Here is a 16116-nt window from a genome sequence, read left to right on the forward strand (position 1 = left end):
GTAGTGGGCATGGACGAGGAGCGGCGCGGCCGGCGGTGAACTGTGCGGTGGAACCGCTTCGGTGACCAGGACTCCAGGTCCCGGTGGCCGTGGCGGTCCACCGTGCTGCTGATGCCTTCGTGCTCGCGCTTCGCGGCCGAGCGGCAGGCGGGCGAACGGGCCGACCCGGACACCTTCGGCCGTGCCCTGCTGGTGACCGGCTCAGTGCTGCTGCTGTGGCGCCTGAGGCAGCCGGGTGCTCTTCGCCTTCGACACCGCAGCGGCCGCATGCTCTACCTGGGCGCCGGATACCCTACGGGCCGGTGTTCCTGACCGTCGCCCTGGCCTGCTCCAGCGCGACAGTCTCCTGACGACGACATGACCCTAGACAAGTCTCATCGTCCCAGGTCAGAGGCGCTCCTCGCTTATTTGATCACTCCTCGGACACGCCACCTGTGAAAGGGCGAGGCTAGAGCAGCGCCAGTTGCCCCTCGGGGCCCTCCTCGGGCTCCTCCAGCACCGACGCCGGCCGGCGGGCCGTGTCCGGTACCGGCAGGACGCCCGCCGCGCGCAGCTCCGCCGAGGTGACCGGGTCGGGGATCTCCGGCTCCGCCAGGGGGCCGAGTTCGGCCAGGAGTGTGAGGACGGTGATCAGCTCCAGCAGCTCCGACGTCCAGGACTGGGGCCAGGTCACCGGCCGGATCGCCGCCAGCGTGCCCGGCTCGGGGACAGCCACGCGGGCGGCGAACCACTGCTCCAGGACATGGACTCCGCCCACCTCGAAGTCCCAGGCCTGCGGCGGCACCGGCGAGATGCGCCCGTCGTCCAGGAACAGCGCCTCCTCGTCCCGGTCGTAGCGCGGCGCCACGGGCCGGGAGGGCAGCGGGGCGCGGACGTAGGGGCGGCGGCCGCCGGGCAGTTTCGGGCGCTCGCCGTCGCGGCGCATCAGCCACAGCAGCCGGTGGCCCACCTCCAGGCCCTGCTCCCACGCGTCGGCGTCCCCGGTGAGCGGGACGCCGAGGTCCGGGCGGGTCGTGGCGACGATCCAGGCCAGTACGTCCAGCGGCTCCGGGGTGCCGCCCAGGCGCGTGCCGAGGTGTTCGAGCAGCCCCGGGGCCAGGTTCGGCTCGCGACCGCCCGGGCGGCGGAACAGCGGCCGGACACGGCCGGGCCGGAGCAGCGGGAGCAGCGAGGTGACCAGCAGGGGCGGCTCGGTCACGGGTGCTTCCACCAGGAAGACCTGCCGCTCGTCCGCCACCCGCCACAGTTCCGGGCGGGCCGCGTCGATCAGCCGCTGGTCGGGGATCAGCCACTGCTCGTCGTAGGGCGCGAGCAGGACGCGCACCGGCTCCGGGCAGGGCCCCGAGGCGCGCACCAGTTTCTCCGTGCCGCTGTCCGCCCGGCCCGGCAGGCGGCCGACGGCCGTGTGCAGCGTGCGGGAGCGGGTCGGCTCGAACAGGGCGGCGCGGTCGGGTCCCTCGGCCTTCACCAAGGCGTCCCAGCGGGCCTTCAGGGACGCCGAGTCGGGCGCCGCCGGCCAGCTCCGGCCGAGCCGCGGAGGTGCCACGGACCACGGCATGAGGTCCGCCAGCGCCGGAGCGTCGTCGTGCGTCACGCAGGGCATCGTACGACCTGCCGGCCGGAGGCGGGTCAGGTGGCGTCCAGGGTCACCGTGAAGGAGAACCGGTCCCCGCGGTAGTGGATGACGGCCACGTCCAGGGGCCGCCCCTCGGCGTCGTACGTCACGCCGGTGTAGTGCAGGATCGGGCTCAGCAAGGGGACTTGGAGCAGCTTCGCGGTCTCCGGGTCGGCCAGCCGCGCCTCCACCGTGTCCGTGATGCGGCTGATGTCCGCACCCACCACGTCCCGCAGCACCTTGGTCATGGGCCAGCGGACGAGGTCGTCCAGGTCGATCCGCGCGGCCAGTTCGGGACGGACGTAGTTGCGGGCGTGGTTCGTCGGCTCGCCGGTCTTCTCGTCGCTGCGCAGCCGGTGGTACGTCGCGACCTCCGGTACATCCGGGAAGAACTCGGCGAGTTCGCCCGGCACCGGGACGGAGCCGTGGTCCAGCAGGTCGGTCGTCATGCCCGACTGCTGGGCCACGATCGCGTCCACCGAGCCGAGCAGGCGCACGGGGGAGCCCCGGCGCGCGTCCGGCTCGATGAACGTGCCCCGCCGGCGGTGGCGCGAGATCAGCCCCTCGTCCTCCAGCTCCTTCAGCGCCTGCCGCATCGTGAGCACGCTCACGCCGTAGTGCCCCGCCAGCTGCTCCTCGGTGGGCAGCCGCAGCGGGTCCCGGGGCGAGCGGCCGAGGATCGAGGCGCGCAGCGACTGCGACACCTGGTACCAGAGCGGCAGCTTGCGGTTCAGGACGATGGAGTCCGGGGCGAAGGAGGTCACGGGCCATCCGTACCGGTAGGGAATGATCGCTGCAAGGGGGGTGCCGGCGGAACTCCCGGGGAAGGAGGAGCGGCTTCCGCCGGCCAACCGCTAGGGGCGGAAGTGCCGCTCCAGGCCCTGCCAGACGTCGTCGTAGCGCTGCTGGAGGTGTTCGGCGCGGGCCGCCTGCGGGGTGAGGGTGAGCGGCCAGCGCGTCTCGAACATGAACGCCAGCCCGTCGTCGATCTTCTGCGGCTTCAGCTCGGCGGCGCTCGCCCGGTCGAAGGTCTCCCGGTCCGGGCCGTGCGCCGACATCATGTTGTGCAGCGAACCGCCGCCCGGCACGAAGCCCTCGGCCTTGGCGTCGTAGGCGCCCTCGATCAGGCCCATGTACTCGCTCATCACGTTCCGGTGGAAGTACGGCGGCCGGAAGGTGTCCTCGCCCACCAGCCAGCGCGGCGCGAACACCACGAAGTCCACACCGGCCAGTCCCGGGGTGTCCGACGGGGACGTCAGCACCGTGAAGATCGACGGGTCCGGGTGGTCGTAGGTGATGGTGCCGAGCGCGTTGAACCGGCGCAGGTCGTAGACGTAGGGCACGTGGTTGCCGTGCCAGGCGACGACATCGAGGGGGGAGTGGTCGTAGGTGGCCGTCCACAGGTTGCCGCAGAACTTGTTCACCACCTCCACCGGGCCCTCGACGTCCTCGTACGCGGCGACCGGGGCGCGGAAGTCCCGGGGGTTGGCGAGCCCGTTGGCGCCGATCGGGCCGAGGTCGGGGAGGCGGAAGGGCGCGCCGTAGTTCTCGCACACATAGCCGCGGGCGGACTCGTCGAGCAGGTCCACACGGAAGCGGACACCACGCGGGATCAGCGCCACATGTCCCGGCTCCACATGCAGCAGGCCGAACTCGGTGCGCAGCAGCAGCCCCCCGCGCTCCGGCACGATCAGCAGCTCACCGTCCGCGTCGCTGAACACCCGGTCCATGGAGGCGTTGGCGGCGTACAGGTGGACCGCGACGCCGGTGCGCTGGGTGGCGTCGCCGTTGCCGCCCAGGGTCCACAGGCCGGCCAGGAAGTCGGTCTCGGGCGCCGGGTCGGGCAGCGGGTTCCAGCGCAGGCGGTTGGGGTCGGGCACGGTCTGGGTGAAGGGGGCGGTGCGGACCGAGCCGTTGTGGGTGCGGGTGAACGCCGGGTGGGCGGCCGACGGCCGGATCCGGTACAGCCAGGAGCGCCGGTTGTGCGCCCGCGGCTCGGTGAACGCCGAACCGCTCAACTGCTCCGCGTACAGCCCGAGCGGGGCCCGCTGGGGCGAGTTGCGGCCCTCGGGCAGTGCGCCCGGGACGGCCTGCGAGCTGTGCTCGTTGCCGAAGCCGGAGAGGTAGGTCAGCCCTTCGGCGGTCTTCCGCGCGTTCTCACGCTCGAACCCGCTCGCGCGGGACGTGTCCCCGTCGCCCATGTGTGCCGCTCCCTTGCGATCCGATTCCTATGCATCACCGTAGGATTGCGATTTCCCCGACGCAAGAGGGGCGCGCCCCTCCTCTTGACGGATGACGCGAACCCGACTTGAGGACGATCCGCCGGGCCGGACGTGTGTTCTACGCTCACCGGCATGTCGTGGACACGGAGACCTTTCGCCGCGCTCGCGGTCTGTGTCCTCCTTCTGACCGGATCCGCGGGCTGCGGCTCCGATGACGCCGGGCGGGGTGCCGCGTCACCCTCCCCGGTCGGCAATCTCCTGGAGGACCGGGACCCGGAGGGCCGGCCCTACCGCGAGGTCGCGCCGGAGGAGGCGCCCGACGTCGGGATCGAGGTGCAGCCCGACGCGGCCGGCGGCTGGGACGTACGCCTGACCGTGCGCAACTTCCGCTTCTCGCCGGCCGGCGCGGCAGCCCGGGCGGTGCCGGGGCGCGGTCTGGCGCACCTCTACGTCGACGGCCGTCCCGTCGCCCGGCTCCGCTCCCCGGACTACCGGCTGGACGCGCGCCTCGTACCGCGCGGCACGCACCGCGTCACGGCCCGCCTCTACGCCGACGACGCCACCGTCTGGGCCGTGGACGGCAAGCCCGTGGAGAGCACGGCCGACATCACCGCCTCCGAGCCCGGCCCGGACCCGACGCCGGACGCCGCCTCCCGGCGCAAGGCCCGGCCGCTGGGGACGGAAGTCGGGGGGCGAGGTTCACCGGACCGCGCCGCAGCGGCATCATGATGCCCGTGCCCCACGCGACATCGCTCCGTCGTGCGCCCGTGCAGCGGCGCAGTGCCGAACGTCTGACCAGGATCCTCGACGCCTGCGCGGACCTCCTCGACGAGGTCGGCTACGAGGCCCTGAGCACCCGTGCCGTGGCCCAGCGGGCCGAGGTGCCGATCGGATCCGTCTACCGTTTCTTCGGCAACAAGCGCCAGATGGCCGACGCCCTCGCCCAGCGCAATCTGGAGCGGTACTCGGCGCGCGTCACCGAGCGCCTCCAGCGGGCCGGTGGGGACGGGGGCTGGCGCACCGCCATGGACGCCGTGCTCGACGAGTACCTGGAGATGAAGCGCACCGCGCCCGGGTTCTCCCTCGTCGACTTCGGCAACCAGATCCCGGTCGGGGCCCGCCACGCCGAACCCAACCACCGCGTCGCCGACCGTCTCACCGAGCTCCTCTCCGGCCATCTCGACCGCGAGCCCGACGAGGACCTGCGCCGCGTCTTCCTCGTCGCCGTCGAGACCGCCGACACCCTCGTCCACCTGGCCTTCCGGGTCGCGCCGGAGGGGGACCGGCGGATCATCGACGAGGCCCGGGAGATGCTGCGGGCCTACCTGGCCCGGGCGCTCGACTGACTCCGGTTCCCCCAAGGCCTCCCCGCCGTCCATACCGGTCGGTATGCTCGGGCGCGTCACCGTAGCCGCCGCCCCCGGGAGGACCCGTGTCCCGCACCGCCCTGCGTATCTGTCCCCTGTGCGAGGCCACCTGCGGCCTGACCCTCAGCATCGAGGGGACGCGCGTCACCCACGCCCGCGGGGACCGCGACGACGTGTTCAGCCGGGGGTTCATCTGCCCCAAGGGCGCCTCCTTCGGCGCCCTCGACTCCGACCCCGACCGGCTGCGCACGCCGCTGGTGCGCCGGGACGGCGAGCTGCGCGAGGCCACCTGGGAGGAGGCCTTCGACGCGGTCGCCGCCGGTATCCGGCCCGTCGTGGAGCGCCACGGCCCGAACTCCGTCGGGGTCGTCCTCGGCAACCCCAACGTGCACACCATGGCCGGTGCCCTCTACCCGCCGGTCCTGCTCGCCGGGCTCGGCACCCGCAGCGTCTTCACCGCCTCCACGGTCGACCAGATGCCCAAGCACGTCTCCAGCGGCCTGCTCTTCGGCGACGCGAACGCCATCCCCGTGCCCGACCTCGACCACACCGACCACCTGCTCCTGATCGGCGCCAACCCCCTGGAGTCCAACGGCAGTCTGTGCACCGCCGCCGACTTCCCGGGCAAACTCAAGGCGCTCAAGGCCCGGGGCGGCAGGCTCGTCGTGATCGACCCGCGGCGCACCCGCACCGCCGGGCTCGCCGACCGGCACATCGCGATCCGGCCCGGCACCGACGCGCTGCTGCTGGCGGCGATGGCACGGGTGCTCTTCGACGAAGACCTCGTCGCCCCCACCCCGCACGTCCAGGGCCTCGAGGAACTGTCCGAAGCCCTCGGCGAGTTCACCCCCGAGGCCGTCGCCGAGGCCTGCGACGTCGAGGCGGGCGTCATCCGGGCCCTCGCCCGTGACCTCGCCGCCGCCCCGACCGCCGCCGTCTACGGCCGGATCGGCAGCTGCACCGTCGCGCACGGCACCCTCGCCAGCTGGCTCGTCGACGTGCTGAACATCCTCACCGGCAACCTCGACCAACCCGGCGGCGCGCTCTTCCCGCAGGCCGCCACCGACAAGACCCCCCGCCCCGCAGGACCCGGCCGCGGCTTCGCCCTTGGGCGCTGGCACTCCCGGGTGAGTCGGCACCCCGAGGCCAAGGGCGAACTGCCTTTGTCGGCCCTCGCAGAGGAGATCGACACCGCCACCGAGGAGGGCGAGCCCGTCCGCGCGCTCATCGCCGTCGCCGCCAACCCCGTGCTCTCCGCACCCGACGGCGACCGGCTCGACAAGGCGCTCGCCTCGCTCGACTTCATGGTCAGCGTCGACCCGTACCTCAACGAGACCTCGCGCCACGCCCACGTGGTCCTGCCCCCGCCGCCGCCCTCCCAGAGCCCGCACCACGACTTCGCCTTCAACACCCTCGCGGTCCGCAACCAGGTCCGCTACACCCGCCCCGCCGTCCCCCTGGAGCCGGGCCGCATGGCCGAGACGGAGATCCTCGCCCGGCTGATCCTCGCCGTGACCGGCATGGCCGGGGCCGACCCCGGAGCCGTCGACGAGATGGTCATCGGCCAGACACTCGGCAAGGCGGTCCGGGAGCCCCACTCGCCCGTGCACGGCCGCGATCCGCAGGAGCTGGCCGCCGCGCTCACCGGCGACACCGGCCCCGAGCGACGGCTCGACATGATGCTGCGCCTCGGCCCCTACGGCGACGGCTTCGGTGCCCGGCCGGAGGGACTCGGTCTGGACAAGCTCCTCGCGCACCCGCACGGCATCGACCTCGGCCCGCTCGCACCCCGCCTGCCGCAACCGCTGAAGACCCGCAGCGGAAAGGTGGAGCTGCTGCCCGAGCCGATCGCCGCAGACCTGCCCCGCCTGCGCGCGGCCCTCGCCGACCGCCCCGACGGACTCGTCCTGGTCGGCCGCCGCCATCTGCGCTCCAACAACAGCTGGATGCACAACGTGCCCGCCCTCACCGGCGGCTCCAACCGCTGCACCCTGCACCTCCACCCCGAGGACGCCGAGCGGCTGGGCGTCGAGGACGGGGCCGCCGTGCGCGTCAAGGGCGCCGGGGGAGAGGTCACCGCACCCGCCGAGGTCACGGACGCGATCCGCCCCGGGGTCGTGAGCCTGCCGCACGGCTGGGGCCACAACCGTCCCGGCACCCGCCTGAGCCACGCCTCCACCGACCCCGGGGTCAACGTCAACCAGCTCCTCGACGGCCGGCTGCTCGACCCGCTGTCGGGCAACGCGGTCCTCAACGCGGTGCCGGTCGAGGTGACCCCCGCGACGGCCCCGGAAGGTGCCCCCATGACCGAAAAGCTCACCGCTCTGACCTGAGCAAAGCTGTGACCAGCAGTTTTGCGCTTATTGCTCGCACGTCAACGTCTTGTTAACGCTGCTTGAACGGACCTAACGTCTCGGACACCGCCGGCCCTGGTGGGAGTTCAAGGGCGAACGTTAGGTATCCACTCATGCTGACCATCCTCGGCTTCGCCATGATCGCGACCTTCCTGGTCCTGATCATGATGAAGAAGATGTCGCCGATCGCGGCGCTCGTGCTGATCCCCGCACTGTTCTGCGTGTTCGTCGGCAAGGGCGCCAAGCTCGGCGACTACGTCATCGACGGCGTGACCAGCCTCGCCCCCACCGCGGCGATGCTCATGTTCGCGATCGTCTACTTCGGCGTGATGATCGACGTCGGTCTCTTCGACCCGATCGTCCGCGGCATCCTCAAGTTCTGCAAAGCCGACCCGATGCGGATCGTCGTCGGCACCGCCGTGCTCGCCGCGATCGTGTCGCTGGACGGCGACGGCTCGACGACCTTCATGATCACCGTCTCGGCGATGTACCCGCTGTACAAGCGCCTGAAGATGAGCCTGGTCGTGATGACCGGTGTCGCCGCCATGGCCAACGGCGTGATGAACACCCTCCCGTGGGGCGGCCCGACCGCCCGCGCCGCGACCGCGCTGAAGCTCGACGCCAGCGAGATCTTCGTCCCGATGATCCCGGCGCTCCTGGTCGGCCTGCTCTTCGTCTTCGTCCTGTCCTACGTGCTGGGTGTGCGCGAGCGCCGGCGCCTGGGCGTGCTGACCCTCGACGAGGTGCTGGTGGGGGAGAAGGAGACCGAGACGGTCCTCGTCGGCGCGGGCGGCTCCGGCGACGGCAAGGTCTCGATGCGCAAGGGCGGCACGGCCGCCGCGGGTGGCGCGGGCTCCGGCACGGACGCCCCCGCGGGCACCACCGGCCCGGAGAGCTCCGCCGACGACGACGGCTTCCAGGGCCTCGACCCCGAGCGGGCCACCCTGCGCCCCAAGCTCTACTGGTTCAACGCGCTGCTCACGGTCACCCTGCTCACCGCCATGATCATGGAGTGGCTGCCGATCCCGGTGCTGTTCCTGATCGGCGCCGCGCTCGTCCTCTCGGTGAACTTCCCCCACATCCCCGACCAGAAGGCCCGCCTGGCCGCCCACGCCGACAACGTCCTGAACGTCTCCGGCATGGTCTTCGCCGCCGCCGTCTTCACCGGCGTCCTCCAGGGCACCGGCATGGTCGACCACATGGCCAAGTGGATGGTGGACGTCATCCCCGCCGGCATGGGCCCGCACATGGCCCTCGTCACCGGCATCCTGAGCCTGCCGCTCACCTACTTCATGTCGAACGACGGCTTCTACTTCGGTGTCCTGCCCGTCCTCGCCGAGGCCGGTGCCGCGCACGGTGTCTCCCCGGTGGAGATGGCCCGCGCCTCGCTGGTCGGCCAGCCGCTGCACATGTCCAGCCCGCTCGTCCCGGCCGTCTACGTCCTGGTCGGCATGGCGAAGGTGGAGTTCGGCGACCACACGAGGTTCGTCGTGAAGTGGGCCGCCCTCACCTGCCTGGTCATCCTCGGCGCGGGCATGCTCTTCGGGATCATCTGAGCCACCTCATGGAGGACGTCACTGTGAGGCCCGGTGGGAACCGCGGCTGGCTGCTCCGCCTCGTCATCGCCTTCTCCTTCGCGCAAGGGGCGGTGTCGATGGCCCGGCCCGCCGTCTCCTACCGGGCCCTCGCGCTGGGCGCGGACGAACGCGCGATCGGTGTGATCGCCGGTGTGTACGCGCTGCTGCCCCTGTTCGCCGCCGTGCCGCTGGGCCGGCGCACCGACCACGGCCGCTGCGCGCCCCTGCTGCCGGTGGGCGTGGTCCTGATATCCGGCGGCTGCGCCCTCAGCGGGTTCGCCGGCTCCCTGTGGACGATGGCCGTGTGGAGCGGGGTGATGGGCCTCGGGCACCTGTGCTTCGTCATCGGCTCCCAGTCCCTCGTCGCCCGCCAGTCCGCGCCGCACGAACAGGACCGCAACTTCGGCCACTTCACCATCGGGGCCGCGCTCGGCCAGCTGGTCGGCCCGGTCGCCGCGGGCGCGCTGATCGGCGGCGAGGACATGGCCGGCAGCAGCGCCCTCGCCCTGATCGTGGCCGGCGCCACCGCGGCCGTGGCGTTCACCTCGCTGTGGCGCATCGAGCACCGCCGCACGGCCTCCACGGCCCGGCCGGACAAGGGCGACCGCATCCCGGTCGGGGGCATCCTGCGCGCCCGGGGGGTACCGGCGGGCATCTTCATCAGCCTCGCCGTGCTGTCCGCGACCGACATCCTGACCGCCTACCTGCCGGTGGTCGGCGAACACCGGGGCATCGCGCCGTCGGTGATCGGCCTCCTGCTCAGCCTGCGCGCGGCGGCGACGATCGCCTGCCGCATGGTGCTGACGCCCCTGCTGCGGCTGCTCGGCCGGCCCCTGCTGCTGACGCTCACCTGCCTGCTGGCGGCACTGCTGTGCACGGGCATCGCGCTGCCGCTGCCGGTGTGGGCGCTCGCACTGCTGCTGGCCGTGCTCGGTTTCTGCCTCGGGGTCGGCCAGCCGCTGTCCATGACGACGGTCGTCCAGGCCGCCCCCGACGCCGCCCGCTCCACGGCCCTGGCCCTGCGCCTGACCGGTAACCGGCTCGGCCAGGTCGCCGCGCCCGCCGGGGCCGGGCTGATCGCCGGAGTCGCGGGCGCGGCGGCGCCGTTCGTGATGCTCGGCGCGCTGTTGCTGCTGTCGTCCGCGGTCGCCGTGCGGTCGCGACGACGGGAGGAGCCGGAGTCGGAGGAGGCGGAGTCGGAGGAGCCGGAGGCGGAGGAGGCGGAGCCTGAGGAGTCTGAGGAGGCGGAGGACCGCTCCAAGACGCCCGAGGGCGAGGCTCGCGGGGCGCGAAAGGGCCTGCGGCGCGCGGCGACGCTGCGCCGGAAGAGCGATATCTGACGCGTCGTAGGGCGGTGTTGCCGCCTTTTCGGTGGCCGAGTGACAGAGAGTCAGATACGAGGTGTTTGTATGTAAATCATCTGACTGGGAGGCATGTTCATGCCCGTCGTACCCCTCGCGCGCAGTGCCGGCGCCCGCACCGCCGTCGTCGCCGCCCTCACCCTCGCAGGGACCGCCCTGAGCGGGGTGTCCGCCGTCGCCGCTCCCATCCCGGGGGACAACGGAGACGTCAAGATCCACGCCAGCACGACGGCCGCGGCCAATCAGCGCAACGACCCGAAGGTCTGCGACTTCTACCTCGCCGCTTTCAACTTCGACGCGGGCGAGAAGGTCAACTGGACCATCCAGACCCAGCCCGAGGTCCCGGGCGGGGCCACGCGCACCGGCACCTTCACCGCCGACGCGACCGGCAAGGGCCGCACCACGGCCGTCGACCTGCCCAACGGGCAGTACAAGCTGACGTGGCTCACCGACCAGGCCCACGGCGCCGGCAAGTTCAAGGTGTTCAAGGTCGACTGCCCGACCTCCAAGCCGACGACACCGGTCGGCGGTCCGCCGGCCGGCGGTGGTGGCATCGCCCGTGGTGAGGCCTTCACCCCGGTCACCGGCGCGGCCGCGGTCGGCCTGGCAGCCGTCGCCGGGACGGTCTGGTTCCGGCTCCGTCGCCGCCCCGATGGCGCCGCGTAGGCCGGGTTCCACGGATCGCTCCGCCCGGGCGGGTCAGGGCGCTGGCGCGCCCGGGCCGGACGCCGGGCCGGTCAGGCGCAGGGGCGGTGCCGGGGCCGGCGCCGCCCCTGCGGCGCGGCGCGGGGCGGGTGCCGGTTCGGGCGACGCGCCCCCGGAGCGACGCGGGAAGGTTTCCGGTTCCGGCCGTGCGCTGTCGGGGCGGCGCACGGGCGGAACCGGGGCCGCCCCCGATCCCGTGGGGCGACGGGGCGCTGCCGCCGGCCCCGGGGTGAGGCGCGGGGGCGATTCCGGATTCGCCGCGCCTCCAGTGGCCCGGCGAGGCGCCGGCGCCGCTCGCGTGCCGTCGGGGCGGCGTGGGGCCGGGAGGGTCGTTGACCCAGGGTCTCGGCGCGGGACCGAGGCCGTCGCGGAGCCCGGGTTTCGGCGTGGGGCCGAGGCCGTCGCGGAGGCCGGGTTTCGGCGTGGTGCCGGGTCGGTCGCGGGGGCTGGGTTCCGGCGTGGTGCCGGGACGGTCGCGGAGGTCGGGTTCCGGCGTGGGGCCGGGACGGTCGCGGAGGCGGGGTTCCGGCGCGGCGCCGGGGCTGCCGCCGTCCCCGTGGTCCGGAGTGGTTCCGGCTCCGGCCACGGCACCGTTCCCCCCGGGCGTTCCTCCCTGTCCGCCGACGTCCCCGGGGCGTGGTCCCGGCGGTCCCGCAGGCCCTGGTACCGGAGGCGTGCCTTCCGGCTGACGCGGACGATCGCGATGGCCGTCTCGCTGCTGGTGGTGGTGGGGGTCTGCTGGGACCGGGGCGACGAGCCGAGCGGAACGGTCACGGCCCTCCCGCCCGACTTCACCACGGCCGCCCATCCGGCCGGTTCCGGCACGGGGACCGCTGCCCTGGCGGGAGCCCCCGGCGCAGGTGCCCGGCCGGGAGTCCCCGACGCGGGCGAGGGCGCCGCATCCGGAGCCGCTGGTACGGGCAAGGGCGCCGCATCCGGGACCCCCGGTACGGGCCAGGCTGCCGCGCCCGGAGCCCCCGGTACGGGCAAGGGCGCCGCATCCGGAGCCCCCGGCGGAACCGTCCCGCCGGGAACCTCCGGCGCAGCCAAGGCCGCCCCACCGGGCGCCTCCGCCCCCCGCGTCGCCACCCCTCCGCCCCGCTCCACCGCGCCCGGCTCCCGCCCCCGCACGGCCCCACCCCGTACACCCGCGTCCCCCGGGGCCGACGCCCGTGCTTCCGCGCCTCGTGTCCAGGGGCCCCGACCGCCCCGGCCCTCCACCCCCGGGCCCCGTAAGGGCAGCCCCGCGCTCGCCGACCGCCCCGCAGCCGCCGCCCCGCATCCCGCTCCCCGGCGCGCCGCCCCCGCCGCCCGCAAGCCCCGCCCCCCGGCAGGCCTTCGGTCGCTGCCCCGTTCCCGGGCCACCCGCCTCCTCATCCCCTATCTCCGCCTCGACGCCCCGGTCATGGACCTCGGCCTCGACCGCGACCGGCGCCTCACCGCGCCCCCGGACGACGACCCCAAGCTCGTCGGCTGGTACCGGCACGGTCCCTCGCCGGGGGAGCAGGGCACCGCCGTGGCCGTCGGGCATCTGGACACGGACAGCGGGCCCGCCGTCTTCGCCGGGCTGACCGAACTGAGGCGGGGCCGCCTCATCAAGGCTCGCCGCGCCGACGGACGGACCGCCGTCTACACGGTCGACAAGATCAAGTCGTACGAGAAGGCCGACTTCCCGAGCCAGGAGGTCTACGGCGCCCGGGGGCGCCCCGAGCTGCGCCTGATCACCTGCGGCGGCAGCTATGACCGCAGGAAGGGCTACTCCGGGAACCTGGTCGTCTTCGCCCACCTCACCGGCGTCCGCTGACCCCGGCCGGCCCCGGACGACGGTTGAACGGGGCCGTCCGCTTTCTCACCAGATGGACCGAAGCCCTCGATCATGACCGGCGTCTTCCCCGCGCCGCACACATTCCGTTAACTTCCGTGACGCACAGCCCCGTACGACCCGTACGGGGCTTCCGACCGCGGAGCACCAGCGCCCTGATGACCCCTCGGGGGCCCCTCATGACACGCGCCATCTCCCTCCAGGACGTGAGCAAGTCCTACACGCGGGGTGTCCGCGTCGTGGACCGCCTGTCGCTGGACATCGCGCCCGGCGAGTTCCTCGTCCTGCTCGGCCCGTCCGGCTGCGGCAAGTCGACCGTGCTCCGGATGATCGCCGGGCTGGAGGAGATCGACGAGGGCCGGCTGCTGCTCGACGGCGAGTACGCCAACGAACTGCAGCCGTCCGGCCGGGACATGGCGATGGTCTTCCAGAACTTCGCCCTCTACCCGAACATGACCGGCCGCGCCAACATCGGCTTCCCGCTGCGCATCGAGGACCCGGCAGCGGATCCCCGCCCCCGTGTCGACGCCACCGCCCGCATGCTCGGCATCGAGGAGCTCCTCGACCGCCTTCCCGCTCAGCTCTCCGGCGGCGAACGCCAGCGCGTGGCCATGGGCCGGGCCATCGCCCGCCACCCCTCCGCCTTCCTCATGGACGAGCCGCTGTCCAACCTCGACGCCAAGCTCCGCACCCATCTGCGGGCCGAGATCTCGCGGCTGACGAAGGAACTGGGCGTCACGACGATCTACGTCACCCACGACCAGGCCGAGGCGATGTCGCTCGGCGACCGGGTCGCCGTACTGCGCGGCGGGGTGCTCCAGCAGGTCGGCACCCCCCGCGCGGTCTACGCGCTGCCCAGCAACGTCTTCGTCGCCACCTTCATCGGCACCCCGCGCATCAACCTGCTGCGCGGCCTGGTCCGCGCCCCGCTCGACGGGGCGATGACCATCAGCCTGGGCAAGCAGTTCCTGCGCCTGCCCGAACCGCTCTCCCCGGACCACCAGTTGCTGCGTGTGCAGCAGGGCCGCGAGGTCATCGTCGGGCTGCGCTCGGAGGCGGTGCGGATCGCGCCCAAGTTCTGGGCTTCGCTCGGACAGGGGGCACCCCCCTGGCACAGTGCGGTCCGCCCCTGGGAGGTGCCGATCACCGGCCTGGTCGAGCACGTGGAGTTCCAGGGACACGAGATCCTCGTCCACTTCGACACCGGCTCCAGCCTCGCCGTCGTCCCCGAGCTGGAGGCCCCGCGCCCGCGCCCCGGCCGTCCGGCCCGGCGGCGCCGCCGCGAGCTCTCGGCCCTCACCCGTCTGCGGGAGCGGACCGGAGCCGGCCGGGCCGGGCCCGTGGTGGAGCTGGAGCACCCCGGCGACGCCGATCCCCGCCCCGCGGCCGCCGAACCCCGGCTGCCCGGCGACCTCATCGTGCGCACCACCCCGGACCTGGCCCTCCGGCACGGCATGCAGGTGCCACTCCTCGTCGACCTCGCCCACCTGTTCGTCTTCGACCAGCGCGGCGACCGCATCTGCCCGAGCCCGGCGCGCCTGCCCGACCTGGAGGAGTGAGCAGCCGCACACCCGGGCCGGGCCCCGGCCGTGCTGTGATGACCGGGACCGGGCGCGCCCGGCACCCCGCGATGTCTGGCGCCATAAAACTATCGCCGCTAGTTTATGTGTCGGACGACGACGCCCCGCCCCGGAGGAAGCGCGATGAAGGCACACGACGGCATGTACATCGGGGGCGCCTGGCGCCCCGCCGCCGGCCAGGACGTGATCGAGGTCGTGAACCCGGTCGACGAGCAGATCATCGGCACGGTCCCGGCGGGCACCGCCGAGGACGTCGACGCCGCCGTACGGGCCGCCCGCGCCGCCCTGCCGGCCTGGGCCGCCACCCCGCCCGCCGAGCGCGCGGCGCGCCTGTCCGCACTGCGGGACGTGCTGGCCGCCCGTGCGGACGAGATCGCCGAGACCGTCACGGCCGAGCTCGGCTCGCCGCTGAAGTTCTCGCAGGCCGTCCACGCGGCCGTGCCGATCGCGGTCGCGGGCTCCTACGCCGAGCTGGCGGGCACGTACTCCTTCGAGGAGAAGACCGGCAACTCCGTCGTGCATCACGAGCCGATCGGCGTCGTGGCCGCGATCACCCCCTGGAACTACCCGCTGCACCAGATCGTCGCCAAGGTCGCCCCGGCCCTCGCGGCCGGCTGCACGGTCGTGGTGAAGCCCGCTGAGGACACCCCGCTCGTCGCCCGGCTCTTCGCCGACGCCGTGCACGAGGCCGGGGTCCCGGCGGGCGTCTTCAACCTGGTCACCGGCCTAGGCCCGGTCGCCGGCCAGGCCCTCGCCGAGCACCCCGGCGTCGACCTGGTCTCCTTCACCGGCTCCACCGCCGTCGGCCGCCGGATCGCCGCGATCGCCGCCGGGCAGATCAAGAAGGTCGCCCTCGAACTGGGCGGCAAGTCCGCCAACGTCATCCTGCCGACCGCCGACCTGGCCAAGGCCGTCAACGTCGGCGTCGCCAACGTCATGTCCAACTCCGGCCAGACGTGCAGCGCCTGGACGCGGATGCTGGTCCCCCGCGAGCAGTACGGCGAGGCCGTCGAGCTCGCCGCCGCCGCGGCGGCCAAGTACGGCGAGCGCATCGGCCCGGTCGTCAACGCCACGCAGCTCGACCGGGTGCGCCGCTACATCGCCAAGGGCGTCGCCGAGGGTGCCCGCCTGGTCGCCGGCGGTCCCGAGGCGCCGCGCGAGAAGGGCTACTTCGTCAGCCCCACCGTCTTCGCCGACGTCACACCGGACATGACCATCGCCCAGGAGGAGATCTTCGGCCCGGTCCTGTCGATCCTCGTCTACGAGGACGAGGAGGACGCCCTGCGCATCGCCAACGGCACGGTCTACGGCCTGGCCGGCGCGGTCTGGGCCGGGGACGAGGCCGAGGCGGTGGCCTTCGCGCGCCGGATGGAGACCGGCCAGGTCGACATCAACGGCGGCCGCTTCAACCCCCTCGCCCCCTTCGGCGGCTACAAGCAGTCCGGCGTGGGCCGCGAACTCGGCGTCCACGGCCTGGCCGAGTACCTCCAGACCAAGTCCCTCCAGTTCTAGT

At 73.4% G+C, this 16116-nt stretch carries 13 protein-coding genes; 10 read left to right on the forward strand and 3 right to left on the reverse strand.

What is annotated here, in order from left to right:
- The first annotated feature begins 111 nt into the window (after positions 1-111).
- Positions 112-312, forward strand: coding sequence for a hypothetical protein (locus tag AC0665_RS23585; protein ID WP_478705747.1), 201 nt, complete (start codon positions 112-114; stop codon positions 310-312).
- Positions 313-448: 136 nt separating this feature from the next.
- On the opposite strand, the gene AC0665_RS23590 is transcribed toward AC0665_RS23585, so the two are convergent.
- The 3 genes from AC0665_RS23590 to hmgA all read right to left on the reverse strand — a co-directional run bounded on the left by AC0665_RS23590 (position 449) and on the right by hmgA (position 3816).
- Positions 449-1603, reverse strand: a complete 1155-nt coding sequence (locus tag AC0665_RS23590; RefSeq protein WP_478705748.1) for a type ISP restriction/modification enzyme — start codon at positions 1601-1603, stop codon at positions 449-451.
- Positions 1604-1629: 26 nt separating this feature from the next.
- Entirely contained in the window at positions 1630-2379 is a 750-nt protein-coding gene (locus tag AC0665_RS23595) for a GntR family transcriptional regulator (protein WP_468637132.1), read from the reverse strand.
- Between the two features lie 90 nt (positions 2380-2469).
- Positions 2470-3816: a homogentisate 1,2-dioxygenase gene (gene hmgA / locus AC0665_RS23600; protein ID WP_468637130.1), complete on the reverse strand. Its 1347-nt coding sequence runs from the start codon at positions 3814-3816 to the stop codon at positions 2470-2472.
- Positions 3817-3969: 153 nt separating this feature from the next.
- Here hmgA and AC0665_RS23605 point away from each other — a divergent pair, with 153 nt between their 5' ends.
- From AC0665_RS23605 to AC0665_RS23645, 9 genes are all read left to right on the forward strand, one after another.
- A complete protein-coding gene (locus AC0665_RS23605) occupies positions 3970-4566 on the forward strand; it encodes a hypothetical protein (protein WP_478606667.1) in 597 nt (198 codons plus the stop codon).
- A complete protein-coding gene (locus AC0665_RS23610) occupies positions 4563-5183 on the forward strand; it encodes a TetR/AcrR family transcriptional regulator (RefSeq protein ID WP_363120394.1) in 621 nt (206 codons plus the stop codon). Before AC0665_RS23605 ends, AC0665_RS23610 begins: the two co-directional genes overlap by 4 nt.
- A gap of 86 nt (positions 5184-5269) precedes the next feature.
- On the forward strand, positions 5270-7537 hold the full coding sequence (locus AC0665_RS23615; RefSeq protein ID WP_478705749.1) for a molybdopterin oxidoreductase family protein: 2268 nt from the start codon (positions 5270-5272) through the stop codon (positions 7535-7537).
- A gap of 134 nt (positions 7538-7671) precedes the next feature.
- On the forward strand, positions 7672-9114 hold the full coding sequence (locus AC0665_RS23620; protein WP_478606661.1) for a CitMHS family transporter: 1443 nt from the start codon (positions 7672-7674) through the stop codon (positions 9112-9114).
- A 23-nt stretch (positions 9115-9137) separates the two neighbouring features.
- Positions 9138-10475, forward strand: coding sequence for an MFS transporter (locus tag AC0665_RS23625; RefSeq protein WP_478705830.1), 1338 nt, complete (start codon positions 9138-9140; stop codon positions 10473-10475).
- Positions 10476-10568: 93 nt separating this feature from the next.
- On the forward strand, positions 10569-11162 hold the full coding sequence (locus AC0665_RS23630; RefSeq protein ID WP_468637122.1) for a hypothetical protein: 594 nt from the start codon (positions 10569-10571) through the stop codon (positions 11160-11162).
- A gap of 742 nt (positions 11163-11904) precedes the next feature.
- A complete protein-coding gene (locus AC0665_RS23635; RefSeq protein WP_478705750.1) occupies positions 11905-13005 on the forward strand; it encodes a class F sortase in 1101 nt (366 codons plus the stop codon).
- Positions 13006-13202: 197 nt separating this feature from the next.
- The gene (locus tag AC0665_RS23640; RefSeq protein WP_478705751.1) at positions 13203-14582 is read left to right on the forward strand and encodes an ABC transporter ATP-binding protein; all 1380 of its coding nucleotides are present in this window, start codon (positions 13203-13205) and stop codon (positions 14580-14582) included.
- A gap of 144 nt (positions 14583-14726) precedes the next feature.
- Entirely contained in the window at positions 14727-16115 is a 1389-nt protein-coding gene (locus tag AC0665_RS23645) for an aldehyde dehydrogenase family protein (protein ID WP_478705752.1), read from the forward strand.
- Position 16116: the final 1 nt, after the last annotated feature.

The sequence above is a fragment of the Streptomyces sp. NPDC043685 genome (genome assembly GCF_056436585.1).